This is a genomic window from Gemmobacter megaterium (genome assembly GCF_900156815.1).
Lineage (GTDB): Bacteria > Pseudomonadota > Alphaproteobacteria > Rhodobacterales > Rhodobacteraceae > Wagnerdoeblera > Wagnerdoeblera megaterium.
Map to the genome: position 1 here is coordinate 205,028 of NZ_FTOT01000004.1, position 26,835 is coordinate 231,862.

At 66.1% G+C, this 26,835-nt stretch carries 27 protein-coding genes; 16 read left to right on the forward strand and 11 right to left on the reverse strand.

Features of this window, described 5'->3' with window-relative positions; translation table 11 throughout:
* Positions 1–47 precede the first annotated feature (47 nt).
* Positions 48–1,175, reverse strand: coding sequence for a hypothetical protein (locus BW970_RS11635; protein WP_076531461.1), 1,128 nt, complete (start codon positions 1,173–1,175; stop codon positions 48–50).
* 8 nt (positions 1,176–1,183) lie between these two features.
* Positions 1,184–2,260 carry a coiled-coil domain-containing protein gene (locus BW970_RS11640; RefSeq protein WP_076531463.1) on the reverse strand — a complete coding sequence of 359 codons (1,077 nt, stop codon included), beginning with the start codon at positions 2,258–2,260 and terminating at the stop codon, positions 1,184–1,186.
* Between the two features lie 123 nt (positions 2,261–2,383).
* On the opposite strand from BW970_RS11640, the gene BW970_RS11645 reads away from it, so the two are divergent.
* Positions 2,384–3,658: an acetylornithine deacetylase/succinyl-diaminopimelate desuccinylase family protein gene (locus BW970_RS11645; RefSeq protein WP_076531464.1), complete on the forward strand. Its 1,275-nt coding sequence runs from the start codon at positions 2,384–2,386 to the stop codon at positions 3,656–3,658.
* Positions 3,659–3,725: 67 nt separating this feature from the next.
* The gene (locus BW970_RS11650) at positions 3,726–5,192 is read left to right on the forward strand and encodes an ABC transporter substrate-binding protein (protein ID WP_076531466.1); all 1,467 of its coding nucleotides are present in this window, start codon (positions 3,726–3,728) and stop codon (positions 5,190–5,192) included.
* 128 nt (positions 5,193–5,320) lie between these two features.
* On the opposite strand, the gene BW970_RS11655 is transcribed toward BW970_RS11650, so the two are convergent.
* The 7 genes from BW970_RS11655 to BW970_RS11685 all read right to left on the reverse strand — a co-directional run bounded on the left by BW970_RS11655 (position 5,321) and on the right by BW970_RS11685 (position 13,713).
* A complete protein-coding gene (locus BW970_RS11655; RefSeq protein ID WP_229740496.1) occupies positions 5,321–5,659 on the reverse strand; it encodes a cupin domain-containing protein in 339 nt (112 codons plus the stop codon).
* A gap of 35 nt (positions 5,660–5,694) precedes the next feature.
* A complete protein-coding gene (locus tag BW970_RS11660; protein ID WP_076531469.1) occupies positions 5,695–6,603 on the reverse strand; it encodes a LysR family transcriptional regulator in 909 nt (302 codons plus the stop codon).
* Positions 6,604–6,740: 137 nt separating this feature from the next.
* Complete coding sequence (locus tag BW970_RS11665) at positions 6,741–7,097, reverse strand: DUF1850 domain-containing protein (protein WP_371870133.1); 357 nt, start codon at positions 7,095–7,097, stop codon at positions 6,741–6,743.
* A gap of 8 nt (positions 7,098–7,105) precedes the next feature.
* Positions 7,106–9,217 (reverse strand): TRAP transporter permease, encoded by a 2,112-nt coding sequence (locus tag BW970_RS11670; protein WP_076531471.1) that lies wholly within the window; start codon positions 9,215–9,217, stop codon positions 7,106–7,108.
* Between the two features lie 104 nt (positions 9,218–9,321).
* A complete protein-coding gene (locus BW970_RS11675; protein ID WP_076531472.1) occupies positions 9,322–10,278 on the reverse strand; it encodes a TAXI family TRAP transporter solute-binding subunit in 957 nt (318 codons plus the stop codon).
* A 274-nt stretch (positions 10,279–10,552) separates the two neighbouring features.
* Positions 10,553–11,902: a sigma-54-dependent transcriptional regulator gene (locus tag BW970_RS11680; RefSeq protein WP_076531474.1), complete on the reverse strand. Its 1,350-nt coding sequence runs from the start codon at positions 11,900–11,902 to the stop codon at positions 10,553–10,555.
* Positions 11,899–13,713: an ATP-binding protein gene (locus BW970_RS11685; protein ID WP_083701240.1), complete on the reverse strand. Its 1,815-nt coding sequence runs from the start codon at positions 13,711–13,713 to the stop codon at positions 11,899–11,901. Before BW970_RS11685 ends, BW970_RS11680 begins: the two co-directional genes overlap by 4 nt.
* 140 nt (positions 13,714–13,853) lie before the next feature.
* Between BW970_RS11685 and phnC the strand changes: the two genes are divergently transcribed.
* From phnC to BW970_RS11710, 5 genes are all read left to right on the forward strand, one after another.
* Positions 13,854–14,672: a phosphonate ABC transporter ATP-binding protein gene (gene phnC, locus BW970_RS11690; protein ID WP_076531475.1), complete on the forward strand. Its 819-nt coding sequence runs from the start codon at positions 13,854–13,856 to the stop codon at positions 14,670–14,672.
* A gap of 28 nt (positions 14,673–14,700) precedes the next feature.
* Positions 14,701–15,609 (forward strand): phosphonate ABC transporter substrate-binding protein, encoded by a 909-nt coding sequence (phnD, locus tag BW970_RS11695; RefSeq protein ID WP_076531477.1) that lies wholly within the window; start codon positions 14,701–14,703, stop codon positions 15,607–15,609.
* A 79-nt stretch (positions 15,610–15,688) separates the two neighbouring features.
* Positions 15,689–16,564 carry a phosphonate ABC transporter, permease protein PhnE gene (phnE, locus tag BW970_RS11700; protein ID WP_076531479.1) on the forward strand — a complete coding sequence of 292 codons (876 nt, stop codon included), beginning with the start codon at positions 15,689–15,691 and terminating at the stop codon, positions 16,562–16,564.
* Positions 16,565–16,568: 4 nt separating this feature from the next.
* Positions 16,569–17,894 (forward strand): phosphonate ABC transporter, permease protein PhnE, encoded by a 1,326-nt coding sequence (gene phnE / locus BW970_RS11705; RefSeq protein WP_076531481.1) that lies wholly within the window; start codon positions 16,569–16,571, stop codon positions 17,892–17,894.
* Positions 17,895–17,897: 3 nt separating this feature from the next.
* Entirely contained in the window at positions 17,898–18,512 is a 615-nt protein-coding gene (locus BW970_RS11710; RefSeq protein ID WP_076531483.1) for an LbetaH domain-containing protein, read from the forward strand.
* Positions 18,513–18,608: 96 nt separating this feature from the next.
* Here BW970_RS11710 and phnF read toward each other — a convergent pair whose 3' ends face one another.
* The gene (gene phnF, locus BW970_RS11715) at positions 18,609–19,319 is read right to left on the reverse strand and encodes a phosphonate metabolism transcriptional regulator PhnF (RefSeq protein WP_076531485.1); all 711 of its coding nucleotides are present in this window, start codon (positions 19,317–19,319) and stop codon (positions 18,609–18,611) included.
* Between the two features lie 111 nt (positions 19,320–19,430).
* Between phnF and phnG the strand changes: the two genes are divergently transcribed.
* From phnG to phnN, 8 genes are read left to right on the forward strand one after another with little or no spacing between them, the layout of a single operon-like run.
* On the forward strand, positions 19,431–19,877 hold the full coding sequence (gene phnG, locus BW970_RS11720) for a phosphonate C-P lyase system protein PhnG (RefSeq protein ID WP_076531487.1): 447 nt from the start codon (positions 19,431–19,433) through the stop codon (positions 19,875–19,877).
* The gene (gene phnH, locus BW970_RS11725) at positions 19,874–20,440 is read left to right on the forward strand and encodes a phosphonate C-P lyase system protein PhnH (protein WP_076531489.1); all 567 of its coding nucleotides are present in this window, start codon (positions 19,874–19,876) and stop codon (positions 20,438–20,440) included. Before phnG ends, phnH begins: the two co-directional genes overlap by 4 nt.
* Positions 20,440–21,618 carry a carbon-phosphorus lyase complex subunit gene (locus BW970_RS11730; RefSeq protein WP_076531491.1) on the forward strand — a complete coding sequence of 393 codons (1,179 nt, stop codon included), beginning with the start codon at positions 20,440–20,442 and terminating at the stop codon, positions 21,616–21,618. Before phnH ends, BW970_RS11730 begins: the two co-directional genes overlap by 1 nt.
* A complete protein-coding gene (fosX, locus tag BW970_RS11735; RefSeq protein ID WP_076531493.1) occupies positions 21,615–22,034 on the forward strand; it encodes a FosX/FosE/FosI family fosfomycin resistance hydrolase in 420 nt (139 codons plus the stop codon). The genes BW970_RS11730 and fosX overlap by 4 nt, the downstream gene beginning before the upstream one ends.
* Positions 22,031–22,900, forward strand: a complete 870-nt coding sequence (locus BW970_RS11740) for an alpha-D-ribose 1-methylphosphonate 5-phosphate C-P-lyase PhnJ (RefSeq protein WP_076531495.1) — start codon at positions 22,031–22,033, stop codon at positions 22,898–22,900. The genes fosX and BW970_RS11740 overlap by 4 nt, the downstream gene beginning before the upstream one ends.
* A gap of 38 nt (positions 22,901–22,938) precedes the next feature.
* Entirely contained in the window at positions 22,939–23,694 is a 756-nt protein-coding gene (gene phnK / locus BW970_RS11745) for a phosphonate C-P lyase system protein PhnK (RefSeq protein WP_076531722.1), read from the forward strand.
* A gap of 3 nt (positions 23,695–23,697) precedes the next feature.
* Positions 23,698–24,381: a phosphonate C-P lyase system protein PhnL gene (gene phnL / locus BW970_RS11750; protein ID WP_076531497.1), complete on the forward strand. Its 684-nt coding sequence runs from the start codon at positions 23,698–23,700 to the stop codon at positions 24,379–24,381.
* Positions 24,382–24,391: 10 nt separating this feature from the next.
* Positions 24,392–24,919 (forward strand): phosphonate metabolism protein/1,5-bisphosphokinase (PRPP-forming) PhnN, encoded by a 528-nt coding sequence (gene phnN, locus BW970_RS11755; RefSeq protein ID WP_076531499.1) that lies wholly within the window; start codon positions 24,392–24,394, stop codon positions 24,917–24,919.
* On the opposite strand, the gene BW970_RS11760 is transcribed toward phnN, so the two are convergent.
* Entirely contained in the window at positions 24,901–25,581 is a 681-nt protein-coding gene (locus tag BW970_RS11760) for a DUF1045 domain-containing protein (RefSeq protein ID WP_076531501.1), read from the reverse strand. The genes phnN and BW970_RS11760 overlap by 19 nt on opposite strands.
* Before the next feature lie 95 nt (positions 25,582–25,676).
* On the opposite strand from BW970_RS11760, the gene BW970_RS11765 reads away from it, so the two are divergent.
* Positions 25,677–26,819 (forward strand): alpha-D-ribose 1-methylphosphonate 5-triphosphate diphosphatase, encoded by a 1,143-nt coding sequence (locus BW970_RS11765; protein ID WP_076531503.1) that lies wholly within the window; start codon positions 25,677–25,679, stop codon positions 26,817–26,819.
* The last annotated feature ends 16 nt before the right edge of the window (positions 26,820–26,835 follow it).

Consider the following 26,835-nt stretch of genomic DNA (forward strand, 5'->3'; position numbering starts at 1 on the left):
CCCCCGGACCCCCAGGGTATTTGGGGCAAGATGAAAGGGGGCCGCATTCAGCGGACCTTCATCACATGGCCGGCCGGAGCGACCACGAAACGGGTAACGTCATGAAAACCGGGCGGATTGCGTTCGGCCAGCACCTGATAGGGGCGCTCGGGCAGGATGACGAAACGGTGGGTGGCACTGGCGCCGGTTTCGGCGCCGCGCCCCATGAAGGGGTCAAGGGCGAAGGTCTGGCGTTCCGCAGTGGAGAACCAGCCGGTCTTTTCCCGCTGGCTGCCCGAAGCGGTCAGCACCTCCAGCGTCCAGACCAGCGACCAGTCCTGGCCTTCGGGCGCGCGGGCCTCGGCCAGCACTTCGCCGATAGGGCCCGATTGCAGGGTGAAGGCGCTGGAATACATCGGGCCAAGGTGCAGGCGTTTCAGATGCTTGGGGTGCAGATCGTCGTAATCGGTGTCGAAGCCCTGGGCAATCGTCAGCAGTTTCAGCCCGTTCAGCGACTGCGCCATCAGATGCGACTGCGCGGCCGGCCAGCGGCGGTCATCCCTGGGCAGCGGGACGCGCCCCGAATCCTCGACCTGCATCAGATAGATGACCGGCAGATTGACCAGCGTGTCATAGACCGCCCATGACAACAGCCAGGTGCGCCGCTGCCCGTCGTCCCCGGCCAGCCACTGGGCCTGTACGTCATTGCGTGCCAGAAACAGGCCGCCCTGCACCAGCATCTGGTAATAGAGCCGCTGGGCGAGGCTGTATTGCAGCCCCGTCGGCAAGGTATGTTCGCCGACGATCTGGCGGATCATCCGGTCCTTGAGCTCATCCTCGGAGGGAAGCGCCGCCAGATGCCCCATGGCCTGGGCGGTGTCATTGGCCATGAACAGCAGTTCCGCCGCGACGGGAAATCCGCTTTCGTGCCGGTCGAAGGCCAGCCGTTGCCGGATTCCGGCCCCTTCGGCCCGGCCCGTCATCAGATATTTCAGCGACAGCGCCTGAAAGCTGCGCTGAAGCGCCTCCATATAGCCGCCCATCAGGCGCAGTTCGGGGCGGCTCAGATGGCCATCGCGTTCCAGTTCCGCCGCGACGCGCGGCATATGGCCGGTGATCCGGTCGAACTTGGCAAAATAGCGCCGGGCGGCAAGGTCATCGTAGAGTTCGGTATGGTCAGGGGCTTGATCGACCATGGGGCGCGTCAGTTCTGCCCGTAGAGGTTCTTGTCGTGCTTTTCGACGATCCGGGCAAAGCGGCGGGCAAAGCGTTCATCGGCCTTGGCCTTCTGTTCCAGAACCTTGCGGGCAAAGACCATGTGGTCCTCGTGCGCTTCGAGCATGTCGGCCATGCGCTGGTTGGTGGCGGTGCCAATGGCGGCCATGGCGGTCTGGGCCTCTTTGTCGGTCTGGACGCCGATTTCGTTGATGCGGTGCGCGACATCCTGTTGCTGGGCGGTTTTCAGCGACTTGACCAGCGCATCATACAAGACGACGCGCTGCTTGGTATCGGTTTGCAGCTTGTTGATCAGCACCAGTTGGGTCGCCGCCTGATTGGTAAGCGAGTCGACCCAGGTCTTGCCCTTTTCGATATAGCGCTCCAGCGTCTGGGATTTCGCCAGCATCACCTGTTCGTCCTGCACCAGCGCATTGTGACGCGCGTTCAGGGCCGCCAGATCGGTCTCGAGCCGGGTGCGCGCGGCGGCGTCCTGTTCGACCGAGATCCGGTTTTCCAGTTCGATCAGCCGGGGATCCAGTGCCGCGATTTCGGCCCGTACAGCTTCCAGTTGGCCCACCACCGTCTCGCGGTCGGTCAGGGTTTCGCCAAGATTGCCTTCGACCTTGACCTTCTGCTCGTTCAGCAGATCGAGTTGCGATTGCAGCAGGCGCACGATCACGTCGGATTTGGCGATCAGATCCTGCAACTTGGTGTCGATGGACGCGGTGCGCAGGCGTTCCTGGCGCAGCGATTCGGATTTGCCGCGCGAGAAGACGCCGATAAAGCTCTCCCAGCCGGTCTTGCTGCGCATCTCGTCGAAATCCTTCGAGAAGGCGGCCGTCACATCATCCAGCCCCATGATGAGCTCGGCGATATTCGCGTTCATCAGTTCGGTGTGTTGGTGAACATCTTCCAGCGTTGCGGTTTCGATGTCGATCTCGGGGCCGTCCTGCGCGATCTTGGCCCGCGCTTCCTCGACCCTGGCGGTCACGGCGGAGATCCGGGTCTGCGCCTTGGCGACCTCTTCCTGGCTCTTGCGGATTGCGGCATCGAAATCGGCCATGGGATACTCCTGCGGAAAATACGTTCACCTGATTTGGGAAGCGTTATCGCAAATTGCATCCCCAGCGTCATCCGCTTTCATGCTCTTGCAAGGGACGTCGCGCTGGCGCATCGTGCGCGCACCATGACCGAAGACCGCATCCTCTCCGAAATCACCGCGCGCCGCGATGACCTGATCGCGCTGACGCAAGACCTCATCCGCATTCCGACGCTGAATCCGCCGGGGCGCAACTACCGGGAAATCTGCGATTATCTTGCCGCCCGGCTGGAACCCAAGGGTTTCACAGTGGAATTCATCCGGGCCCATGGCGCACCGGGCGACAGCGAGACCTATCCGCGCTGGAACCTGCTGGCACGGCGCGAGGGCGGGCAGCCCGGCGAATGCGTGCATTTCAACAGCCACCATGACGTGGTCGAGGTCGGCCACGGCTGGACCAGGGATCCGTTCGGTGGCGAACTGGCCGATGGCAAGATCTATGGCCGCGGCGCCTGCGACATGAAGGGCGGCCTTGCCGCCAGCATCATCGCCGCCGAGGCCTTTATCGCCGCCTGCCCCGAGTTCAAGGGCGCGGTCGAGATTTCCGCGACCGCCGACGAGGAATCGGGCGGGTTCGGCGGCGTGGCCTATATGGCGCAAAAGGGCTATTTCAGCCCGGATCGCGTGCAGCATGTCATCATCCCGGAGCCGCTGCACAAGGACCGTATCTGCCTGGGCCACCGGGGCGTATGGTGGGCGGAAATCGAAACCAAGGGGCGCATCGCCCATGGCTCGATGCCCTTTCTGGGCGACAGCGCGATCCGCCATATGGGCGCGGTGCTCGAACAGATGGAACACCAGCTTTATCCATTGTTGACCACCAAGCACACGGCCATGCCGGTGATCCCCGCCGGGGCCCGGCAATCGACCATGAACATCAACTCGATCCATGGTGGCGAGCCGGAACCCGAGCCGGGCTTTACCGGCCTGCCAGCGCCCTGTGTGGCCGACCGCTGCCGCATCATCATCGACCGTCGCTTCCTGATCGAGGAAGACATCAAGGACGTGAAGGGCGAGATCTCGACCCTGCTGGAGCGGGTCAAGGCGCAGCGGCCCAGTTTCGAATACGAGGTGCGCGACCTGTTCGAAGTGCAGCCCAGCATGACCGACGAATCCGCCCCCGTGGTGCGGACCGTCGCCGGCGCCATCGCCAAGGTTCTGGGCAAACACGCGGAATATGTCGTTTCGCCAGGCACTTATGACCAAAAGCACATCGACCGCATCGGCAAGCTGAAGAACTGCATCGCCTATGGGCCGGGCGTATTGGATCTGGCGCACCAGCCGGACGAATGGATCGGCGTGGACGACATGATGGACAGCGCGCGGGTCATGGCGTTGACCCTGAAAGAGTTGCTTTTGTAACTGCTTTCTGGCCTGATCCCACCATCACAACAAGGGGCGCAATGCCCCGCGACACGGAGGTTATCCCATGTTCAACCGTATGAAACTCTCGGTGGCGGCGCTGGCGCTGATGGCCGGTTCCGCGCTGGCGCAGGACAGCGTCACCGTGGGTCTGGTGCTGGAGCCGCCGAACCTCGACCCGACCTCGGGCGCGGCGGCGGCGATCCGCGAAGTTACCCAGATCAACATCTTCGAGGGTCTCACCCGCTTTGGCCCGGATGGTTCGATCCATCCGCTTCTGGCCAAGAGCTGGGACGTCGAGGAAGACGGCAAGGTCTGGGTCTTTCACCTGAACGACGGCGTGAAATTCCATGACGGCACCACGATGGATGCCGAGGACGTCAAGTTCAGCCTGGAACGCGCCACCGCCGAAGGCAGCACCAACGCCCAAAAGCAGCTTTTCGCCAATATCGAGACCGTCGAGGTGGTGGATCCGCTGACGGTGAAGATCACCATGAAGGCGCCCACGGGCAATTTCGATTTCAACATGGCCTGGGGCGATGCGGTCATCATGGGGCCGGAATCCGTGGCTGGCAATGCGACCAACCCGGTCGGCACCGGCGCCTTCAAGTTCGTGAAATGGACCCAGGGCGATTCCATCGAACTGGCGGCCAACCCGGACTACTGGGGCGAAAAACCGGCCCTGGCCCGCGCCACCTTCAAGATCATTTCCGACCCGACCGCCGCCTTCAACGCCATGATGACCGGCGAAGTGGACTATTTCCCCAACTTCCCCGCCCCCGAGACGCTGGCCCAGTTCGAAGGCAACCCGGAGTTCCAGGTTCTCCAGGGCTCGACAGAGGGTGAGACGATCCTTGCCATGAACAACCGGCAGGCGCCGCTGGACAATGTAAAGGTCCGCCAGGCCATCGCCCATGCGGTGAACCGCCAGGAGGTGATCGACGGAGCCATGTTCGGCTATGGCACCCCCATCGGCACCCATTTCGCCCCGCACCACCCGGACTACGTGGATCTGACCGGCCTTTCGGCCCATGATCCTGAAAAGACCAAGGCCCTGCTGGCCGAGGCCGGCGTGGAAAACCTGAAACTGCGGCTGGCCCTGCCCCCGCCGACCTATGCGCGCCGCGGCGGCGAGATCATTGCCGCACAACTGCGGGCCGTCGGGGTCGAGACCGAGATCTCCAACCTCGAATGGGCGCAATGGCTGGAACAGGTGTTCCGCGGCAAGGATTTCGACCTGACCATCATCAGCCATGTCGAGCCGATGGACATCAACATCTACGCCCGGCCCGATTATTACTTCCAGTATGGCAAGCCGGAATTCGTCGCCCTGATCGACGAACTGGCCGTGACGGTCGATCCGGACAAGCGCTCGGATCTGACCAAGGCCGCGCAGGAGATGATCGCGCAGGACTATGTGAACGTCTATCTGTTCCAACTTGCCAAGGCGGGCGTCGCCAAGGCCGGGCTCAAGGGGCTGTGGGAAAACTGGCCTGCGCCGATCGACGATCTGACGGCGATGTCCTGGGAATGATCCCATCGGCAGGGGGGATCCCCCCCTGCCTCTTTCCGCTGTGATCGACCGATCCTGCGGGGAACGTTACGGTTGGCCCGCCAACCGGATCAGGGGGCACAAAGCCCCCTTTTGCTGAACCGGCCCGCTCAGGCCAGGATCACATAGTCCTTCACCGTGGTTTCGATCACCTCCCAGGTGCCGGAGAATCCGGGGCGGATGATCCAGCGGTCCCCGGTTTTCAGAACTGTCTCGCTGCCCTGATCATCCGTCAGGACAGAATGGCCCGATAGGATATGGACATATTCCCACTCGTCATAGGCCACGCGCCACTTGCCCGGCGTCGATTGCCAGATCCCGGCGAACAGCGCCCCGCGCTCTTCGACATTCCAGGTGGTATGTACCGGATCCCCGGCCACCAGACGCGACGGATCCGGGCGCGACGTTTGCGGCACAACACTTTCGCGGTGCAGTGGAACTGGATTCACGTGACCCTCATGCAGATGAATGGGGCAGACTGGCGCTAGTCTGCGAAAAAGGTGCTGCGGCTCTTGCGCACCTCGGACTGGATGAATTCGGCCACGGCCTGCACCCGGGCCAGATTGCGGTTGTCCTCGTGGATCATCAGCCAGAGTTCCCGGTCGATCTGGAATTCGACCGGAACCGGGACAAATTCGGGCCGCCCGTCCACCACGAAATCGGGCAGAAACCCGATGCCCTGCCCGGCCAGAACCGCATTGATCTGCGCCAACAGGTTCGAGCTGGCAAACCGCGCCCGGACCTTGCCGGGCAACAAGGGCAGAAAATCGACGGGCGGTTCGGTGCCCAGATTCTCGACATAACCGATGATCGGCGCAGCCTGGAGCGCCTCGAAACTGCGGGGCAGTTCATGCAGGTCGCAATAGCTGCGGCTGGCATAAAGGCGGATGCGATATTCCGTCAACTTGCGCGCCGTCAGCCGTCCGGTCGCGGGTTTTTGCAGCCCGATGACAATATCCACCTCGCGGTCGGCCAGGCTGTAGCGCGTTTGCGATGGATAAAGCTGGACCCGCAATTCCGGGTGATCGGTGCAAAGCTGCGCTAGCCGAGGCGCCAGAAAGATGCTGCCAAACCCGTCCGGCGCGGCCACCCGCACCGTGCCGCGCAATTCATCGTTGCGGTTGGTGATCTCGCCTTCGCACCGGATCAGCGCGCTTTCCATCTGCTGCGCCAGTTCCACCACCCGCGCCCCGGCCGCCGTGGTCGAATAGCCCGACCGGGTGCGGTTGAACAGCGCCGTGTTCAGCAGTTGCTCCAGCCTGCTGACCCGACGGCTGACTGTGGTGTGGTCCACGCGCAACTGCTGCGCCGCCCCCGAAACCGAGCGCGCCCGCGCAACGGCCAGAACATAGCGCAGATCGTCCCACTGGAACCTGTCCTGTGCATGTTGCATTCCTGCACACCCGTCCAGCGTTGCCACGTTGCCCTGTCGTCTGCCGGCTGTCGCCATGCCCGGCAGCGCGGCATGTTTGCAGGCTTTTGCCCGAATGGAAAGGGGAAGGGCAAGAACGCGATCGCGGGGGGCGCTGGCTATGCGCAGCGCGCGCCCCACCACATCCGCACAGGCGCATCGGCCGCCAGCGCCAGATCGTGGCACTGGCCCGCCGCACACACTCGCCACCCCGAAGGCGTGGCGCCGGAACTTGCCAGCACAACCAGTTTCTGCGGCGGCACCTGCACCCGGTACCGCCAGCCGCCCGGCACGCGCCAGGCTCCGTCGGGGATCTCCATCCCGGCGCCGGGGCCGGCGATCCGGGCTTCGACAGGGTGCAGGCCCTCGGGGCCGGCGACCCAGCTTTCCTCCCACTGGGTGCGGGTGACGGAATGGGTCCATTCCAGGGTGAACCTGTCCGCTGCCAGCGCCAGAATGGCGCCGGCAGCAGCCACGCACAGCATCAGGCGGCCACCGGCATGGAGGGCTTGCCGCGATGACGCAACAGATGCTGCACCACAAAGGCAATCCCCAGCGCAAAGCCTGCCAGATCGGTTTCCATGCCCGGCGTGACCAGCAAGATGCCTGCTCCCAGCGCCATCGCGCGCTCCCACATGGCGGCCGGTGCGACGAGGAAGCCGACAACCGCCACACCCCACAGCCCGACCGCAAACGCCGCCTGCGCCAGTGTCCACAGGAACTCTGCCCAATAGCCGAAGGTTTCGGCAAAGAACGACCCCGGATAGGGCTCTTGCAACATCAGCACCGGCGAATAGACGGCGATGAACGGCATGACGAACCCGGCAATCGCAAGTTTGGTCGCGTCGATGGAAATGCGCAGCCCCGACACCTTTGCCATCGGTGCCGCGGCGAAACAGGCCAGCGCGACAGGCGGGGTCAGGTCCGCCATGATGCCAAAGTAGAACACGAACATATGGCTGACCAGCAGCGGCACGCCCAGTTGTTCCAGCGCAGGCCCGGCCAGCGACGAGGTGATGATGTAGTTCGGAATCGTCGGAATCCCCATGCCCAGGATCAGGCAGGTGATCATCACCAGCACCAGCGACAGGAAGAGGTTGTTCTCGCCAATACGGATCACGGCACCGATAAAGGTCGAGGCGATGCCGGTCAGCGTCAGCGTTCCGATCACGATGCCGACGATGGCGCAAGCGGCCGCGACCGGCAGCGCATTGCGCGCACCCTGTGCCAGCGAATCCCGCACGATCACCAGCGCCTGCCGCCCGCCCCGCAGCACCACACAGGCCGCCAGCAGCACGCCGATCACGATCATCAGCAGGTTGACGCCGAACTTGAGGAACGCCGCCGATGCCAGCCCCAGGGCGATCCAGAAGGCAAAGCGGAAGGCAACCGGCCCGATGGTGGCCGCGATGGCCATGCCCAGGATCAGCACCACGACCAGCGCCAGCGCCATGGACCCGGCAAAGATCGGCGTATAGTTGGCAAACAGCATATAGACCAGCGCGCCCAGCGGGATCAGCAGCATCCACTGTTTCTTCAACGCCTGCCACGGGCTGGGCAGTTCGTTGCGGGGCAGGCCCAGCAGGCCGTGCTTGCCCGATTCCAGATACACGCTCCAGAAACACACGCCGAAGTACAGCAGCGCGGGCACGATAGCGGCGCGCACCACATCGCCATAGGGCAGGTTCAGCGTTTCGGCCATGATGAAGGCGACCGCACCCATCACCGGCGGCAGGATCTGCCCGCCCATCGAGGCAGTCGCCTCGATCCCGCCGGCAAAGGCGGGGCGAAAGCCGGATTTCTTCATCAACGGAATGGTGAATTGCCCCGAGGCCACCACATTGGCGACGCCCGAACCCGAGATGGTGCCCATCAGCGCCGAGGACAGCGTGCAGACCTGCGCCGCGCCACCGCGCCAGTGCCCGACAAGGCCAAGCGCAACGTCGTTGAACAGATCCAGCATCCCGGCGCGTTCCAGAAACGCCGCAAAGACCACGAAGATGAAGATATAGGCCGACGACACATAGACCGGAGAGCCATAGATCCCCTCGGTGCCAAAGCCGAAATGCTCGATCAGCATGTCCCAGTCATAGCCGCGATGGCCCAGCAGCCCCGGCAGGTGCTGCCCCCAGGCGCAATAGGCAAGGAAGATCCCGGCAATGATCGCCAGCGGCCAGCCCATCAGCCGCCGCGCCAGCCAGAACACCAGCGCCATCAGGACGGCACCGACGATCAGATCCGCCGTGGTCAGGAAATTCGACCGCAGGATCAGATCCTTGTAGAACACCCAGTTGTACAGGCCCGTGCCAAACCCGAGTATGCCCAGCACCCAGTAAACCCCTTGCCCCATGCGGGTCTTGGCCAGCAGGTTGCCGATCAGCACGAACCCCAGCAGCAGCAGGAATCCGACATGCATGGCCCGGACGATCTGGCTGGCCAGCGCGCCATAGGCCGCCACCCAAAGTTGGAACAGGGAAAAGGTAAAGGCGATCCAGAAGGCGATGCGGCCCGGCAGGCCGGTGCCGAAACCGGGGGGCAGGCCCTCGACCTTTTCGTCGGCGGTAGGGGTATCCTTGGAATGGGGCAACTGGCTCATGGCGTTTCCTCGTGGCCGGGAAGAGAGACGAAGGAACGCGCCGGGCTGGCCCGCGCGTTCCCGCTGGGGTCAGGCAGGGGGGATGCCCCCTGCCCGTCCGCCCGTCACTTCAGGACGCCGATTTCGCGGTAGTACTTTTCAGCACCCGGATGCAGCGGGATCGGCAGCGCCTGCACCGCCTTTGCCGGATCCAGCGCCGAGGCCGCCGAATGGGCCGCGCGCAGCTTGTCGATGTTTTCAAACATCAGTTTGGTCATCTGGTAGACGGTTTCTTCGGACACCTTCTCCGACGTGACCAGAATGTTCGTCACTGCGGCCGTCGGCACTTCGGCATCCTGGCCATTGTAGGTGCCCGCGGGGATCACTGCCGCCTTGTAGGGCGCCCCGATGGAATTCACGATCTCGGCAGGAATCGAAACGATGGTGATCTCGTGGGTGGTGGACAGATCCTTGATGAAGGCGGCCCCCAACCCCGAGGATTGCAGCGTCGATTGCAACTGGCGGTTCTTGATCAGTTCGGCGGATTCCGAATAGGGCAGATATTCCACCTTGCCCATGTCGCCATAGCTCATGCCAGCCGCGGCAAAGATGGCGCGGGCGTTCAACTCGGTGCCCGAGGCCGGGGCGCCGACGGAAATGGTCTTGCCCTTGAGATCGGCAATGGTTTCGATCCCGGCCGATTTCTCGGCGATGATCTGGATGTAGTTGTCATACATCCCGCCAATGGCGCGCAGATTGGTCAGCGGCGCCTTGAAGCCCGCTTCCTCGCGGCCTTCCCAGCCTGCCATCACGGAATCGCCCAGAGCAAAGGCCACTTCGCCCCGGCCAGCCGCCAGCAGGTTCAGGTTCTCGACCGATGCCTTGGTGGCCTGCACCTGGGTCCGCGCGCCCGAGATGCCACCGGCATACAGCTCCGACAGCGCCACACCCAGCGGATAATAGACGCCCGAGGTGCCGCCGGTCAGCACGTTGATGAATTCGGCCCGCGCCGCCGTGGCGCTCAGACCGACGCTGGCCGCGCCGAGTGCGGCGCCCGCGATGATGGTGAACATGCGAGTCATGGGTATTCCCCTCCCTTGTGAATCGACCTTCAGGGTGGGCGCCCGAACGGCATGAACGAAGCATTTTTTTCAAGGCGCCCGTTTCTCGGGCGGTTCTGGCGAAAATTCACCGGAAACAAGGCGGTAACAAAATCGTTGCCTGCGCGTGATCTGGCCCGGTGCTGGCGGAATTCCGCCAGGGCGCCCAGGGCTGGCGAAATTCCGCCCGCGTTCCGGTGCCGGGTCGAGGATGCGGGACAGGCGCGCGTAATGCCGGAGCGGGCCGCGCGCCGTCTCAGGCGCCGTCCCCCTCCCGCAAGCCATAGCGGGCGATCTTTTCGTTCAACGTGCGGCGCGGCACCCCCAGAAGCTCCGCCGCCGCCGCCGAAGACCCGCCACACCGTGCCAGCGCCTCGGCAATCACCTGCGCCTCGAACACCGCCACGCGGCGCGGCAAGGGCAGCCGGTCATCCGGGGTCGCACTGGGCATCGGCCCCCGCCCGGAATCGTCGCGCAGTCCCAACACGTGACGTTCTGCCGCCGCCTGCAGCTGCGGCAGGTTGCCGGGCCAGGCACGGGCGCGCAACACCTCCATCTCGGCAGGGCCGGGTTCGGGCGCAGGGCGGCGGAACCGGGCCGCCGCCTCGGTCAGGAACTGGGCATAAAGCGCCGCAATATCCTCGGGCCGTTCCGCAAGCGAGGGCACACGCAGCCCCGCACTGGACAGGCGGAAGTACAGATCCTGCCGGAACCCGCCTTGCCGTGCCTGTCCGGCCAGATCACCCGTGGTAGAGGCGATCAGCCTTACATCCACCGGGCGCGGCGCATTGCCCCCCAGCCGCACGACCGCACGGTCCTGCAACACGCGGATCAGACGGGCCTGCAACCCGGACGACAGCGCCTGGATACCGGCCAGATAGATCGTGCCGCCCGTGGCGAATTCGAACCGGCTCGCGCGCTCGGTGCTGGTGCCCGGCAAGGCGCCGCGTTCATGCCCGAACAGTTCCGCCTCCAGCGCCCCTTCGGGAATCGCGGCGCAATCCAACGCGACAAACTGCCGTCGCGCCCGGCGCGAAATGTCGTGGATCAGCCGCGCCAGCGTTTCGCGCCCGGTGCCCGCGTCGCCTGTCAGCAACAGATCGACGGGCACATCGGCCAGTTGCAACACCGCCTCGCGCAGATGGGCCATGGCGGGCGAACGCCCGATCAGGCGCTGGTCCACCCGGTCGCGGCGTGTCTGCGGGGCGCGGGCCTGGGCGATCTCGCGCCGCAGGCGGCGCCATTCGACGGCACGGTCCAGCACCGCCACCAGATATTCGGCCATATAGGGCTTTTCGATGAAATCATGCGCACCTTCGCGCATCGCCGCCACCGCAACCGGCACATCGGCATGGGCCGACATCAGGATGACAGGCAGATCGGCATCACGCGCGCGCAGGCCCGCCATCAGCCTGTCGCCGGGCAGATCGGGCATCCGCAGATCCGTCAGCACCACATCGCAACGCGCCGGATCAATCTCGGCCAGGGCGCGCACCGGGTCGGACCATGTGGCCACGGCAAAGCCAGAACTTTCCAGCCAATCCGCCGCCGCTGCGCACAGGTCGGGTTCGTCATCGACAAAGGCAATCTGTCCGCGACTGGTCATGCCGCCCGCCCCCTGGCCAGCGCGACAGGCAGGCGCACCGTGGCGGTGGTGCCGGTGGCATCCGTCCCGAACCGCAGGCTGCCCTGCATCTGTTCCAGGAGCGATTGCACGATATACAGGCCAAGGCCCAACCCTTCGCCGGTGCGGGTGGTGACAAAGGGTTCCATCACGTCGTCAAGCAACTCGGGCGGAATGCCGGGGCCGGTGTCGGTGATCGTGATCTCCACCGCGTCGGGTCCACCTGCGACGGCCACCACAACCCGCCGGGGGCGGTCGGCGCGGGCCGTCGCCTCCAGCGCATTCAGCATCAGATTGGTCAGCACCTGTTCCAGACGCGGCCCGTCCCCCTGCACGGCGGGCAAGGCCGCGCGGGGCAGGTCAAGCCTTGCGCCCAGTTCCCGCGCGCGCGGCTGCACCAGTTCCGCCGCCACCGTCAGAACGGGTTCCAGCCCCACGGGGCCCAGCGCCACCGGCACCTGACGGCTGCCAAATCCGCGCAGCCGCGCGACAACCCCCTGCAACCGGCGCAGCATCGACCGCGACCGCCCCAGGGCCGGGGCCAGCCGGTCCGCCGCACCGCGGGCCCCATGCAGTTCTGCCGCGGCAAGGTTGTTGTCCAGCGCCGACAGCGACTGTCCCACCTCGTGCACGATGGCCGCCGACATGCGGCCCAGCACGGCCAGCTTGGCCGAATGGATCAGACTTTCCTGGGTGCGCCGCAACTCCGCCTCGGCCCGCCGCCGCTCCTCGACCTCTGCGGCCAGTTCGCGGGTACGTTCCTCGACCCGCGCCTCCAGCCGGTCGGCCTCGACCAGACGCAGGCGCAGGATCTGGCGGCGCTGCATCACCACCAGCGCAAAGGCCGACAGCAGGAACCCCGCCGCCGCCGTCACCGCCGCCACCAACAGCGCCTGGGTCCGGGCCTCGGCCATCGGCAGCGCCTGCAACAGCCGCCAGTCGGTGCCCGGAACCATACCAAAGCCAAGCCGCACCTGCCCCTGCCCCGCACGTGACATCACCCGATCCTCGACCGGTAACGGCTCTGCCTCGGCCAGGGACAGCCCGGCATAGCGTTGCTCCTGCGCGATACGGTCCAGCCGCTGCGGGTCCAGCGGGGCCAGCGGGCGAAAGCGCCAGCCGGGCACCGAGGACAGAAACACCACCCCATCGGCATCCGCCACCGCCGCAAGTTCCCCCGCGCGGGACCAGGCGGCCTCCATTCCGCCCAGATCCATCTTGACCACCGCAACCCCGCCCGGCGCATCGGCAGGCCCAAGCCGCGCCGACAGAAAGGCGCCGGGCCGCCCGGTTGTCACGCCGATGGCATAGTAATGCGCCGCGCCCTGCCGCATGGCCTGAAGGAAATAGGGGCGAAAGCTGTAGTTCATGCCCACGAAACTGCCCGGCTCGTTCCAGTTCGATGCGGCCAGCGTCAGGCCGCTGGGCGCGACAAGATACACTTCGTCCGCGCCGGTCAGATCGCGCATCCGTTGCAGATACCCGTTGGCCGCCGCCACAGCCGATGCATCGCCGGGACGATCCAGCGCCGCCCACAGGCGCGGATCCTCGCCCAGCACGCGCGGCAGATGGCGCAGGCGCTCCACCTCGGAGCCAAGCCCGTGGGCGGTGATCGACAGGCGGTCCTCCAGCCGGGCATCGAGGGCGCCCAGCCCGTTGCGCCAACTGGCCATGCCCGCCGCCCCCGCAGCCAACACAGACACCAGCGCCATCGCGCCCAGCACCGCGACGCGCGGCGGCGCAATGCCGGGCGCGGCAGGCGGTGCGGCCCTCTGTGCGGCTCGTTCGGTCATGCCGGTCCTTTCGCTTGCGATGGCACCGAGTGTTATCGGCCCCCACCCCGGCGGGCAAGCGTCGCAAAACCTTCAACGAACCGTCGGCGGCCTGTCACAGCCCGCGCCTAGGACTCGCCCCGACGCAAGCCGGAGGCACCATGCTGGACGTTCGAAACCTGACCCGCATCTTCGGAACCCGCGCGGCGGTGGATCATGTCAGCTTTGCCGTGGACCGCCCCGCCTTTGTCGGGATCATCGGGCGCTCGGGGGCGGGCAAGTCCACATTGCTGCGCATGATGAACCGGCTGACCGATGCCAGTTCGGGGCAGATTCTGGTCGACGGGCAGGATGTGCTGGCCCTGCGTGGCGCTGATCGCCGCCAATGGCAAGGCAACTGCGCGATGATCTTTCAGCAGTTCAACCTTGTTCCCCGTATGGATGTGGCCTCGAACGTGCTGCACGGCATCCTGTCGCGGCGCTCGACCCTGGCCACCATGTTCAACCTGTGGCCCCGTGCCGACATCCTCAAGGCGCTGGAGATCCTCGACCGGCTGGGCATTGCCGAACAGGCCCCCAAACGCGCCGAGGCGCTGTCGGGCGGCCAGCAGCAGCGCGTCGCCATCGCCCGCGCGCTGATGCAGGATCCCAGGATCATCCTGGCCGACGAACCCATCGCCAGCCTTGATCCGATGAACGCCCAGGTGGTGATGGACACGCTGAAACGCATCAATGTCGAGGATGGCCGCATGGTCATCGCCAACCTGCACACGCTGGACACCGCGCGGCGCTATTGCGACCGCGTGATCGGAATGCGCGACGGCCGGGTGGTGTTCGACGGGACGCCCGACCAGCTGTCCACCGGCGTCGCGCGCGACATCTATGGCGCCGATGCCAGCTTCAATGAATCCGCCACTTCGACCGCTATTCCCACCGAAACGGCCCCCGACCGCGCCTATGCGGACCGGATGCTGAGCTGATCCCGTAACCCCACCCATGGAGCACCCCATGAAAACGCTTGCCGCCACCCTGCTGGCCGCCACCACCGCCCTTGCCTCGGCCGCCTCGGCCCAGGGCATCACCCAGTTCAACATCGGCATTCTGGGCGGCGAAAACGCGCAGGACCGCATGGTTTCGACCGAGTGCCTGCGCAGCAAGACCGAAGAACTGCTTGGCGTGCCAGTCAAGCTGTTCACCCCGGCCGACTATGACGGCGTGATCCAGGGCCTGCTGGGCGGGACGCTGGACTATGCCTGGCTGGGCGCCTCGGCCTATGCCAAGACCTATCTGACCAACCCCGAGGCGGTCGAAGTGCTGCTGACCAAGCAGAACGTGGACGGCACGACCGGCTATTACGCCATCGGCTTTGCCCGTGCGGATTCGGGCATCCGGTCCATGGCCGACGCCAAGGGCAAGTCCTTTGCCTTTGCCGATCCCAACTCGACCTCGGGCTATCTGGTGCCGGGTGCGGAACTGACGGAAACCTTCGGACCGCTGGAGCAGTATTTCTCGGAAGTGCGCTTTTCTGGCGGGCACGAGCAGTCCATCGTCGGCGTGGCAAACGGCGATTTCGCGGCCGGCGTGTCCTGGGCCGATGGTCTGGGCAACTGGGAAGACGGGTTCAACTCGGGCGCATTTCGCAAGGCATCGGATTCCGGTCTGGTGGACATGAACGACCTGACCGAGATCTGGCGGTCCAAGCTGATCCCCGAAGGGCCGATGGTGATCCGCAAGTCCCTGCCGCAAGACGTCAAGGACAAGATGTTCGCCATGCTGGACACGATGTGGGAAACCGATCCGGCCTGCGGCTACAACGTGGCCGCTGGCGACGCCAAGGATTTCGTTCCGGTGAAACACGAGGATTATCTGGGCATCATCGCGGCGCGGAAGTTGCAGGAATCCGCCAGGAAAAACTGAGTTTTCAAGCGCCTCTGCCGTGTCCTCCCTGTCCGGGGGCACGGCAATTTCATATCCGCCCCCAGCCACGAGAGATCCCATGGTCGACATAGCCTTCGGACCCAAGCGGGATCCGCACCCCGACCCCGGCCCCGCAGGCGCCGCCTATCTGGACCTGGTGCGCCGCCGCCGCATGTATGGCGGGATCCTGGTGGTGCTGTTCGTGGCGCTGATGGCCTCGGGGTTCCGGCTGACCGAAAGCCGCAATGCTGGCGGCTTCTGGCAAGGGCTGCCGCAGGTCTTCGATTTTCCCGCCGAAGTGCTGGCCGAGGCCTGGGACAAGCGCGCGAACCTGCCGGAGTTGTTTCTGGACCACCTCCCCGCGCTGATCGAGACATTGAACATCGCCGCCGTGTCCACCCTGCTTGGCGGATTGGCGGGGATGATGCTGGCCTTGTTGTCCACCCGCGGGCTGGCGCGCTGGCCGCGCCTGACGCCACTGTTCCGCCGCGCGATGGATGCCAGCCGTGCCATCCCCGAAATCGTCATCGCGCTTGTGCTGATCTATATCCTTGGCGGCGGCCCGGTGCCTGCGGTGGCGGCCATCGCGCTGCATACGGCGGGCGCGCTGGGAAAGCTGTTTTCCGAAGTGGCCGAGAATGCCGACCTGAAGCCGGTCGAGGGGCTTGCCTCGACCGGGGCGACCTGGGGGCAGCAGATGTATCTGGGCGTGATCCCGCAGGTGGCGCCGAACTGGATGTCCTATGCGCTGATGCGCTTTGAAATCAACGTGCGGGCCAGCGCGATCCTTGGCTTCGTCGGCTCGGGCGGCATCGGCTATGACCTCAAGATCGCCATGCAATGGGGCATGGGCCGCTATGACGAGGTGGTGGCGATCTTTCTGCTGCTGTTCCTGGCCATCGTCGCCATCGACCGGCTGTCCGACCACGCGCGCCACCGTCTGGTGAAAGGCTGATCCCATGAGCACCGCAACCCTGTCGCCCATGCAGACCGAAACCGTGACGGCCCTGTTCGCCCGCCGCCGCCTGCTGTCCTTTGCGGTTCCGGCGGCGATCCTGGCCTATCTGCTGTATGCCGCCGTGGCCTTTGATCTGGCCGGGCTGGCGGCCCGCGCCCGGATGGACAACGCCGCCATCCTGCTGTCGGATTTCCTGTCGCACAAGACACATGTGACACGCGACAACCGCAGCGGCGCGCTGAGCGTCTCGATCGAGGGCGACACCAAGGCGGTCTATCCTGCCGACCGTCTGCCAGGGTGGATCACTGCGTCGGGGGACGTCACCACGGTCGATCTGGGCGGCGGCCATCTGGTCACCTATGACACCCAGGGCGCGCGCTATGTCGTTCCCGGCTATGGCACGGTGGACATTCGCCCGGCAGACACCGAGCTGCACCTGACCGCCCCCCTGCCGCTGCCCGACTGGATCAACGCATCGGCCAACCGGGTCACGGTGACAACCGACGCGGGTCGCTTCACCTATACCCGGTCCAAGGTCGAGGTGTTCCGCTATTCCCCCGGTTGGGAAATGTTCTTCTTCACGCTGGACAGCCCGTTCCACTACATGACCTGGGGGGAACTGGCGGGCGCGGCGCTGTGGGGGGAACGGGTGCGGGCCGATATGCCCAACATCGCCGCCATGGCGCAGGATTTCTGGACCAACCGGGTCTGGCGGCATGGCGATGTGGCCTGGGCCATGTCGGAAACCGTGCTGATGGCGTTTCTGGGCACCTTTGGTGCGGCTCTGGTCGCGCTGCCGCTGGGCTTTCTGGCCGCGCGCAACATGAACCCGCTGGCCCCCGTGCGCTTTGGCCTGCGCCGGGTGTTCGATTTCATCCGCGGGGTGGACGGGCTGATCTGGACGATCATCCTGGCCCGCGCCTTCGGGCCCGGCCCGATGACCGGATCATTGGCCATTTTGCTGACGGACACCGGAAGCTTTGGCAAGATGTTCTCCGAAGCCTTGGAGAACATTGACGAAAAGCAGGTGGAAGGTGTGCGGTCCACCGGCGCCGATACCCTGCAACGGGCGCGGTTCGGCGTGCTGCCGCAAGTGATGCCGGTGCTGCTGAGCCAGGTGCTGTATTTCCTGGAATCCAACACGCGCGGCGCCACGGTGATCGGGGCCATCGTCGGCGGCGGCATCGGGCTGTTGCTGACCCAGGCGATCCAGACCCAGAAGGAATGGGAGGATGTCGCCTATTACATGGTGCTGATCGTGTTGACCGTGATGGCGATGGACAGCCTGTCGGGCTGGCTGCGCCGCAAGCTGATCAAGGGGGAATGACCAATGCCCAAGCTGTCCCCCGACGCCCCAGTCCTGCATCCCGGCGCGCAGGTGGTGAATTCCACCTTTGGCGGCTGGTGCGAGATTGGCCAGGGCGCCCGCATCCAGAATTCCGCATTCGGCGACTATGCCTATTGCGACCGGCTGGCCGACATTGCCAACACGACGGTCGGCAAGTTCTCGAACATCGCCGCACTGACCCGGATCGGGCCGACCGACCATCCGATCGGGCACGCGGCCCTGCATCATTTCACCTACCGCTCGTCGTATTACTGGGAAGACCTGGAGGATGACGCCGCATTCTTTGCCGCCCGTTCGGCACGGCGTACGGTGTTGGGGCCGGATTGCTGGATCGGCCATGGCGCGATCATCAAGCCCGAGGTGACGGTAGGCATGGGCGCCATCGTGGCGGCCGGGGCGGTGGTCACGCGGGATGTGGCGCCCTTTGCCATCGTCGCCGGATGCCCGGCAGTCCCGATCCGCGACCGTTTTCCGCCGTACCTGGCCGAACGGCTGGCAACCCTGGCCTGGTGGGACTGGAGCCATGACCGCCTGCGCGAGGCGCTGCCCGATTTCCGCCGCTTGGGTGCCGAAGCCTTTGTGGAGAAATACCGCTAAGGCGTGACGCCGCGCTGCCCCCTGGGGCCAACGGCCCGCGTCACGGGCAAGGCACCCCCAAGATATCTGCCGCAAGGCGACGCCGCGCCCTGTCGCTCAATCCGGCGCGACGGTCAGCGTCACGCGGTCGCCTGCAAACCAGGTGGTGCCATATTCCACCGGCACGCCCATCGTATCCACGTTGATGGCGACCGAGCGCAGGATCGGCGCGCCCTCGGGAAGTTCAAGCACAAGCGCAAGCACCGTCGGGGCCAGTTTCGCCGTCAGACGGGTCTGCGCGCGCGTGTAATCAGGCAGGCCACAGGCGGCCAGCGCGGCGGTGATGGATTGCCGGTCCCCGATATGGCGCAAGAAGTCGGGAAAGCGCACCGCGTCAAAGACGGACCGGAAGGCCGCCAGCGGCTGCCCGTCCACCAGCGAGACCCCTTCCACGACATGCACCGACGCACCGGGGGCCAGGCGCAGCGCCTCTGCCTCCTTGCTGTTGGCGCCACGGGTATCAAGCAGCGTCAGCCGACGCGACGGCGTGCGGCCCGAGTCGCTGACCGCCTGGTGGAACCGCACGCGGCGCCCCAGGGCATACTCCGTCGGGCGCGCCGTGACAAAGGCGCCAGCCCCCCGCCGGGTCCGTATCGTCCCGGCCTGCACCAGTGCCGACAACGCATGGCGCACGGTGTGGCGGTTGACGCCAAAGCGTGCGGCCAGGTCGGCCTCGGTCGGCAGGCGGTCGCCGGGATGGTAATGTCCCTTGGCGATTTCCGACGAAAGCGTGTCGGCGATGGCGGTCCAGATCGGCGCTCTGGGCATGGTGTCACCAAAATTTCACGAAACGAGGGTTGAGGACTCAGGGCTGGGCGCGTATGGATTTGTATAGTTGTATAGTAATCTAGACATATCCGCAAGCTTGTCGAGGCCGGAATGCCCCATACCCCTGAACCCGATGCACGCCGCGCCTGGATCTCTGTGCTGGCCAAGGCGCCGCCCGCGCAGCTGGCCGGCCTGATGCCGGACCTGGCGCCCCATACCTGCCTGCGTCCGCCCGAGATTGGCACGGTCATGGTGCAGGGCCGCGCCGGAGGAACCGGGGCGCGCTTCAACCTTGGCGAGATGACGGTGACGCGCTGTTCGGTGCAACTGGCCTGCGGCACTGTGGGCCATGCCTGTGTGCAGGGCCGCGACAAGGATCACGCCCGCCGCGCGGCGCTGGCCGATGCGATGCTGCAAACCGATGCGGGGCCAGAGCTTGAGGCCGGGGTACTGGCCCCGCTGCGCCATGCGGCTGCGGCAGCGCGCGCCGCCCGAGCGGCAAAGGCGGCGGGAACGCGCGTCGAATTCTTCACCATGGTGCGCGGGGAAGACCAATGAGCGCCCTTCTGACTGGCGGCTTTGCCGATCCGGCGGTGCAATCGGCCCATGCGTTCCGCGCCCTGCTGGAGGCGATGGCGCGACCGGGCCGGATTTTCCCTGTGTCCGGCGCCACACCGCCCGCGCCCCTGTCTGTTGCGGCCGGGGTCGCCCTGCTGGTGCTGACCGACAGCACCACCCCGGTGCATCTGGCCGGGGCCGCCGATTGCGCGGCGGTGCGCGGCTGGATCGCCTTTCACACCGGCGCACCGCTGGTCGCTGCCGAGGCGGCACACTTCGCACTGGGGACATGGGCGGCGCTGGCCCCCGCCGCGCGCTTTCGCCGGGGAGAGCCTGCCTATCCCGACCGTTCGGCCACGCTGATCGTCGAGGTCGGTCATCTGGCCAATGCCGGCGCCCGCCTGACCGGGCCGGGGATCGCCACGGACATACGGTTGAGCCTGCCCGAGACCGCAGCCTTTCAGGCCAACCGTGGCCTGTACCCGCTGGGGTTCGATACCATCCTGACCTGTGGCGACCGGCTGGCCGCCCTGCCCCGCAGCACCCGCGTGGAGGATATCTGATGTATGTTGCCGTCAAAGGGGGCGAGCGCGCGATTGATGCCGCCCATGACTGGCTGGCAGAGGAGCGGCGCGGCGATCTGTCGGTGCCCGAACTGACCATCCCGCAGATCCGCGAGCAGATGGCCCTGGCGGTGAACCGGGTGATGGCCGAAGGGTCGCTCTACGATCCCGATCTGGCGGCGCTGGCGATCAAGCAGGCGCGCGGCGACCTGATCGAGGCCGTGTTCCTGATCCGCGCCTATCGCACCACCCTGCCACGCTTTGGCGCCTCGTGCCCGGTCGATACGGCGGCGATGGCGGTGGACCGGCGGGTTTCGGCAACCTTCAAGGATTTGCCCGGCGGGCAGGTACTGGGGCCGACCTTCGACTATACCCACCGGCTGCTGGATTTCGCGCTGATGGCCGAGGGGGCGCCCCCCTCCCCCATCCCCTCCCCACAAGGGGGAGGGGAGGCGCACAGCGGGACACGCGGGGCAACGATGGCGGGCCAGGTGCCCCCCTCCCCCCTTGTGGGGGAGGGAGGGGGAGGGGGGGCGCCCCCGGACCCCGTTCCCCATGTCACCGGCCTGCTGGATCGCGACGGGCTGATCGAACCCGCGCACCCCGATGAAGCGGCGCCGCGCGATCTGACACGCGAGCCACTGGAATTGCCCGCCAGCCGCGCGCTGCGGCTGCAAGCACTGGCGCGGGCGGACGAGGGATTCACCCTGTCGCTGGCCTATTCCACCCAGCGCGGCTACGGCCGCACCCATGCCTTTGTCGGCGAGTTGCGCATCGGCATGGTGGCGGTGGAGGTCGAGTTGCCGGAACTGGGCTTTGCCGTCGAGATCGGCGAGATCGAGTTGACCGAATGCGAGACGGTCAACCAGTTCAAGGGTTCCAGGACCGAACCGCCGCAGTTCACCCGCGGCTATGGCCTTGTGATGGGCCAGTCGGAACGTAAGGCGATTTCCATGAGCCTGGTGGACCGCGCCCTGCGCTGGCAGGAACTGGGCGAGGATTTCATCGGGGCGCCTGCGCAGGACGAGGAATTCGTGCTGTCGCATTGCGACAACATCCAGGCGACCGGATTTCTGGAACATATCAAGCTGCCGCATTACGTGGATTTCCAGGCCGAGCTGGAATTGGTCCGTCGCCTGCGGCGCGAGGCCCTGGCGGTGCGGGAGGCGGCAGAATGAGCAGCGGCCTGTCGCATGTGACCTTTGTCGTCGCGGATCTGGACCGGATGCAAAGGGTACTGGAGCAGGTGTTCGGTGCGCGCTGTGTGTATGACAGCGGCGACGACACCTTTTCGCTGTCGGCCGAGCGGTTCTTCCTGATCGGCGAAACCTGGGTTGCCATCATGCAGGGCGATCCGCTGCCGTCGCGCAGCTACAACCATGCGGCCTTCAAGGTTGACGATGCGGACATCGAAGGTTGCCGCGCCCGCATCCTTGATCTGGGACTCGAGATCCGTCCCGAAAGGCCAAGGGTCGCAGGCGAAGGGCGGTCGATCTACTTTTACGGCCCCGACAACCACCTTTTCGAAGTGCATTCCGGCACCTTGCAGGACCGGCTTGCACGCTATGCGCAGGGCAAGGAGACGGCGCAATGACCGACCACGCCTATAACTTCGCCTATCTGGATGAACAGACCAAGCGGATGATCCGGCGCGCGCTGCTCAAGGCGCTGGCGATGCCGGGCTATCAGGTGCCCTTTGCCAGCCGCGAGATGCCCATGCCCTATGGCTGGGGCACCGGCGGGGTGCAGGTGACGGCGGCCTGCCTGACGCCCGATGACAGGCTGAAGGTGATCGACCAGGGCGCAGATGACACGACCAATGCAGTGTCGATCCGCCGGTTCTTTCAGCGCACCGCAGGGGTGGCAGTGACCGAGGCGACAGTCGAGGCGACGCTGATCCAGACCCGCCACCGCATTCCCGAACAGCCGCTGAGCGAAGGGCAGATCCTTGTCTATCAGGTGCCGATCCCGGAACCCTTGCGCTTTCTGGAACCGCGCGAGACCGAAACGCGCAAGATGCACGAGCTGGAAGAATACGGCCTGATGCATGTGAAGCTGTACGAAGACATCGCCCGGCATGGCGAAATTGCGACCAGCTATGCCTATCCTGTGAAGGTGGAAGGGCGCTATGTCATGGACCCCTCGCCGATCCCGAAATTCGACAACCCCAAGCTGGCCGGAAATCCCGCGATCCAGTTGTTCGGGGCCGGGCGCGAGGCGCGGATCCATGCCCTGCCGCCCTATTGCGATGTGGTGAGCCTGGATTTCGAGGATCATCCCTTTGTCGCCTCCAAGGCCGACGCGTGCTGCGACCTGTGCGGATCGGGCACCAGCTATCTGGACGAGGTGATCACGGATGACAGGGGCAGCCGGATGTTCGTCTGTTCCGACACCGACTATTGCACCAGCCGCCGGGCCGAGGGCCAACGCGGGCGGCTTTCGCCCGAGGGGCGCGCGTGATGGGGGCCGGGGAATTGGGTATTTTTGGCAAGATGAAACTGCAACCGCTGCTGTCTGTGCAAGGTCTGACCAAGCGCTATGGCGCGCGGATCGGCTGCGCGGATGTGTCGTTCGATCTGTGGCCGGGCGAGGTGCTGGGGATCGTGGGGGAAAGCGGGTCGGGCAAGTCGACGCTGCTGTCCTGTCTGGCGGGTCATCAACGGCCTGATCTGGGGCGGATCCTCTATGATGGCGACGATGTGCTGGCGCTGTCCGAGGCGGCGTGGCGGCGGCTGTTGCGGGGCGACTGGGCCTATGTCCATCAGAACCCGCGCGACGGTTTGCGCATGGGGGTCAGTGCGGGGGGCAATGTCGGGGAACGGCTGATGGGGACGGGCGCGCGGCATTATGGTGCGATCCGCGCCACGGCGACCGACTGGCTGGGGCGGGTGGAGATTGCCGCTGACCGCATCGACGACCGGCCCAGCGCATTTTCGGGTGGGATGCAGCAACGGTTGCAGATCGCCCGCAATCTGGTCACTGGCCCCCGGCTGGTGTTCATGGACGAGCCGACAGGGGGGCTGGACGTGTCGGTGCAGGCGCGGTTGCTGGATCTGTTGCGCGGATTGGTGCGCGATCTGGGCCTGTCGGTGGTGATCGTGACGCATGATCTTGCGGTGGTGCGGTTGCTGGCCGACCGGCTGATGGTGATGAAATCGGGGCGGGTGGTGGAAACCGGCCTGACCGATCAGGTTCTGGACGATCCGCAGCATGGCTATACGCAGCTGCTTGTGTCCTCTGTCCTACAGGTGTGAGCGATGATCGAGGTGAGCAATCTGTCCAAGGCCTTTACCCTGCACAATCAGGGTGGCGCGGTCATTCCGGTGATGGCGGGCGCGGCGCTGCGCGTGGCGCCGGGCGAATGTGTGGGGCTGGTGGGCCAGTCGGGGGCGGGCAAGTCGACGCTGATGCGGATGGTCTATGGCAATTATCTGGCGGCGGGCGGCCGCATCCTTGTCGGTGGGGTCGATGTGGTGACGGCAGAGCCGCGGCAGATCATTGCATTGCGGCGCGAGGTGCTGGGCTATGTCAGCCAGTTCCTGCGCGTGGTGCCGCGGGTTCCCACCATAGAGGTGGTGGCCGACCCGTTGTTGCGGCTGGGTATCCCGGCGGATCAGGCGCGCGACCGCGCGGCGGCCTTGCTGGCGCGGCTGAACATTCCCGAACGGCTGTGGGGCCTGTCGCCCACCACCTTTTCGGGGGGCGAGCAGCAGCGGGTGAATATCGCGCGCGGCTTTGCCCATGGCTATCCGGCGTTGTTGCTGGATGAGCCGACCGCCAGTCTGGATGCCGCCAACCGCGCGGTGGTGCTGGAACTGATCGGCGAGGCCAAGGCACGCGGGGCCGCGATCCTGGGCATTTTCCATGACGAGGGCGCGCGGGCGCAGGTCTGTGACCGGCTGGTGGACGTCACCGCCTTTACGCCCGCGCGGGTGGCATGAGGCGGGTGGCATGAGGCCGGTGGCTGTGGTCGGCCCCTCGGGGGCGGGCAAGGATACGCTGATGGCCGCGGCCTGTGCGGCCGATCCGCGCATCCGTGCGGCCCGGCGGGTGATCACCCGACCGTCCGAGGCCGGGGGCGAGGATTTCGACGGTGTCACCGAGGCGGTCTTTGCCGCGCGGGCCGAGGCTGGAGATTTCGCACTGCACTGGCGGGCGCACGGGCTGGGCTATGGCATTCCGGCCACCGAACTGGCTGGGGGCGGGATCGTGCTGTTCAACGCCTCGCGCGCCGTGCTGGGCGCAGCGGCGGCGCAGTTTCCCGGCCTGCGCGTCGTGCTGGTGACGGCACCACCCGAGGTGCTGGCGGCCCGGCTGGCCGGGCGGGGCCGGGAAAGCGGCGCAGATCAGGCCGCACGGCTGGCGCGGGCGGGCTTTGCGTTGCCAGACGGGCTGGATGTGGCCGTGGTGCAAAACGACGCCAGCCCCGAGGTGGGGCTGGCCCGGTTCATGGCTGCGCTTCAGCCAGAAAGGGTGTAGCGGTGCAGCAGGTGAAAGCGCCCGTCCATTGCCTCACCGAACAGGCACAGATCGGCAACCCGGATGGGGCGCGGCAACAGGGGGGCGAAATGCGCCTCCAGCGCGGTCGCTGCCTTTGCCGCCTGCTCCCCGGCCAGCCGGTCGGTCAGCGTCAGGTGAAAGCGGAACTCTTCCATCACAAAGGGATAGCCCCAGCGATAGAGCAATTCCCTCTGGCGCAGGCTGAGCCGTTCGGGGCGGCGCCGGGCGATCTCGTCCGCGGTCAGGGGCGCGCGCAAAGGGTCCAGCCCCTCGACCACCGCAGCCGCCAGGGTGCGCAGTGTGGCGGCATCGCCGTCGGGCACCAGCGCAAGGAAACCGTCAAGGTTCTTCAGCCGCAGCCCCGGCAGTTCGACCGGCGCCAGCCGGGCACACAGATCGGCCATGGCACCTTGCAGCGCGGCCAGATCGACACCATCCGCCAGCCGGAAGGGCGGCTTGATGGTGCCGTGAAAGCCGTATTTGCGCGGATCGCGGGTGATCGCCGCGGCGTCCAGCCCCAGATCGGGCGGAGCGACCGGCTGGCCGCGGGCCGCATCCCAGCCCAGCCAGTGGCTGGCGCGATCCCAGAAGTCCCCGGCCGGCGGGGCGTAATACACGGCAAAGCGTTTCATCTGATCCATGGCGCAGCCCCTAGCGGCCCACTGTCACACGGGCGTGACAGTCGGATGCCATTCAGCCCGCCCGCGCCCCCGACCGCAAGACAGGACGACCCAAGATGACCGATACGATCCTTGCCAATGCCCAGATTGTCCTGCCGGACGAGGTGATCCACGGTGCCATCCGCCTGTCGCAGGGCCGCATCCGCGCGATTGATCCCGGCCCGGCGGTGCCTGCGGGTGCCATGGATTGCGGTGGCGATCTGGTGATGCCGGGGCTGGTGGAGCTGCATACCGATAACCTTGAGCGCCACATGCAGCCGCGCCCCAGGGTAAGCTGGCCGCATATGGCGGCGATCATTGCGCATGATGCGGAACTGGCCAGCGTCGGCATCACCACGGTGTTCGATGCGCTGCGCGTGGGGTCGGTGGTCAACAGTGCGACCAACTATGGCGAATATGCCCGTGGGCTGGCAGACGAGATCCTGGGCCTGCGCGCCAGCGGGGCGCTGCGGGTCAGCCATTTCCTGCATCTGCGCGCCGAGGTCTGTTCCGAGACGCTGGTCGCGGAAATGGCCAAGTTCGGCCCTGCGGACCGGATCGGGATCGTCAGCCTGATGGACCACACCCCCGGCGAGAGGCAGTTCCGCGATCTGTCCAAGCTCAAGGACTATGTCTGCGGCAAACACGGCCTGTCCGACGAAGGCTTTGTCGCCCATGTTGCCAGCCAGCGCGCGCTGCGCGACCGGCTGGGCGCCTTGCACGAGGCGACGGCGGTTGCCGAGGCGCGGCGCTATGGCGCGGTGCTGGCCAGCCATGACGACACCACCGCCGGGCATGTGGCGACGTCGAAATCGCATGACGTGCATTTTGCCGAATTCCCCACCACGGTCGAGGCCGCGCAGGCCTGCCGCACTCATGGCATCGGGGTAATGATGGGCGCGCCCAACCTGATCCGGGGCGGGTCGCATTCGGGCAATGTGGCGGCGGCCGATCTGGCGGGGATGGACCTTCTGGACATCCTGTCATCGGATTACGTGCCCTCGTCGCTGCTGTCGGGGGCGCTGATGCTGGGCGATCTGTGGGGCAACATGGCGCGCGGCATTGCCACCGTCACGGCGGCACCCGCCAGGGCGACGGGATTGCAGGACCGGGGCCGTCTGGCGCCCGGCGCACGGGCCGATGTGATCCGCGTGGCGCGGATCGGCGATGCGGGGGCGGCGGTGCGCGGTGTCTGGGTGCAGGGCAACCGCGTTGGCTGACCTTGCCCTGTGGCGC

What these genes read in the sequence shown, in the direction of transcription:
- BW970_RS11740 (WP_076531495.1), top strand. Translation starts at nt 22,031, where the DNA reads ATGACCGACCACGCCTATAACTTCGCCTATCTGGATGAACAGACCAAG.
- BW970_RS11645 (WP_076531464.1), top strand. Translation starts at nt 2,384, where the DNA reads ATGACCGAAGACCGCATCCTCTCCGAAATCACCGCGCGCCGCGATGAC.
- BW970_RS11675 (WP_076531472.1), bottom strand. Translation starts at nt 10,278, where the DNA reads ATGACTCGCATGTTCACCATCATCGCGGGCGCCGCACTCGGCGCGGCC.
- BW970_RS11680 (WP_076531474.1), bottom strand. Translation starts at nt 11,902, where the DNA reads ATGACCAGTCGCGGACAGATTGCCTTTGTCGATGACGAACCCGACCTG.
- phnH (WP_076531489.1), top strand. Translation starts at nt 19,874, where the DNA reads ATGAGCGCCCTTCTGACTGGCGGCTTTGCCGATCCGGCGGTGCAATCG.
- BW970_RS11670 (WP_076531471.1), bottom strand. Translation starts at nt 9,217, where the DNA reads ATGAGCCAGTTGCCCCATTCCAAGGATACCCCTACCGCCGACGAAAAG.
- phnF (WP_076531485.1), bottom strand. Translation starts at nt 19,319, where the DNA reads ATGCCCAGAGCGCCGATCTGGACCGCCATCGCCGACACGCTTTCGTCG.
- BW970_RS11640 (WP_076531463.1), bottom strand. Translation starts at nt 2,260, where the DNA reads ATGGCCGATTTCGATGCCGCAATCCGCAAGAGCCAGGAAGAGGTCGCC.
- BW970_RS11635 (WP_076531461.1), bottom strand. Translation starts at nt 1,175, where the DNA reads ATGGTCGATCAAGCCCCTGACCATACCGAACTCTACGATGACCTTGCC.
- phnG (WP_076531487.1), top strand. Translation starts at nt 19,431, where the DNA reads ATGCCCCATACCCCTGAACCCGATGCACGCCGCGCCTGGATCTCTGTG.
- BW970_RS11730 (WP_076531491.1), top strand. Translation starts at nt 20,440, where the DNA reads ATGTATGTTGCCGTCAAAGGGGGCGAGCGCGCGATTGATGCCGCCCAT.
- BW970_RS11660 (WP_076531469.1), bottom strand. Translation starts at nt 6,603, where the DNA reads ATGCAACATGCACAGGACAGGTTCCAGTGGGACGATCTGCGCTATGTT.
- BW970_RS11650 (WP_076531466.1), top strand. Translation starts at nt 3,726, where the DNA reads ATGTTCAACCGTATGAAACTCTCGGTGGCGGCGCTGGCGCTGATGGCC.
- phnN (WP_076531499.1), top strand. Translation starts at nt 24,392, where the DNA reads ATGAGGCCGGTGGCTGTGGTCGGCCCCTCGGGGGCGGGCAAGGATACG.
- fosX (WP_076531493.1), top strand. Translation starts at nt 21,615, where the DNA reads ATGAGCAGCGGCCTGTCGCATGTGACCTTTGTCGTCGCGGATCTGGAC.
- BW970_RS11685 (WP_083701240.1), bottom strand. Translation starts at nt 13,713, where the DNA reads ATGACCGAACGAGCCGCACAGAGGGCCGCACCGCCTGCCGCGCCCGGC.
- BW970_RS11710 (WP_076531483.1), top strand. Translation starts at nt 17,898, where the DNA reads ATGCCCAAGCTGTCCCCCGACGCCCCAGTCCTGCATCCCGGCGCGCAG.
- phnE (WP_076531481.1), top strand. Translation starts at nt 16,569, where the DNA reads ATGAGCACCGCAACCCTGTCGCCCATGCAGACCGAAACCGTGACGGCC.
- BW970_RS11760 (WP_076531501.1), bottom strand. Translation starts at nt 25,581, where the DNA reads ATGGATCAGATGAAACGCTTTGCCGTGTATTACGCCCCGCCGGCCGGG.
- BW970_RS11765 (WP_076531503.1), top strand. Translation starts at nt 25,677, where the DNA reads ATGACCGATACGATCCTTGCCAATGCCCAGATTGTCCTGCCGGACGAG.
- phnL (WP_076531497.1), top strand. Translation starts at nt 23,698, where the DNA reads ATGATCGAGGTGAGCAATCTGTCCAAGGCCTTTACCCTGCACAATCAG.
- phnD (WP_076531477.1), top strand. Translation starts at nt 14,701, where the DNA reads ATGAAAACGCTTGCCGCCACCCTGCTGGCCGCCACCACCGCCCTTGCC.
- phnE (WP_076531479.1), top strand. Translation starts at nt 15,689, where the DNA reads ATGGTCGACATAGCCTTCGGACCCAAGCGGGATCCGCACCCCGACCCC.
- phnC (WP_076531475.1), top strand. Translation starts at nt 13,854, where the DNA reads ATGCTGGACGTTCGAAACCTGACCCGCATCTTCGGAACCCGCGCGGCG.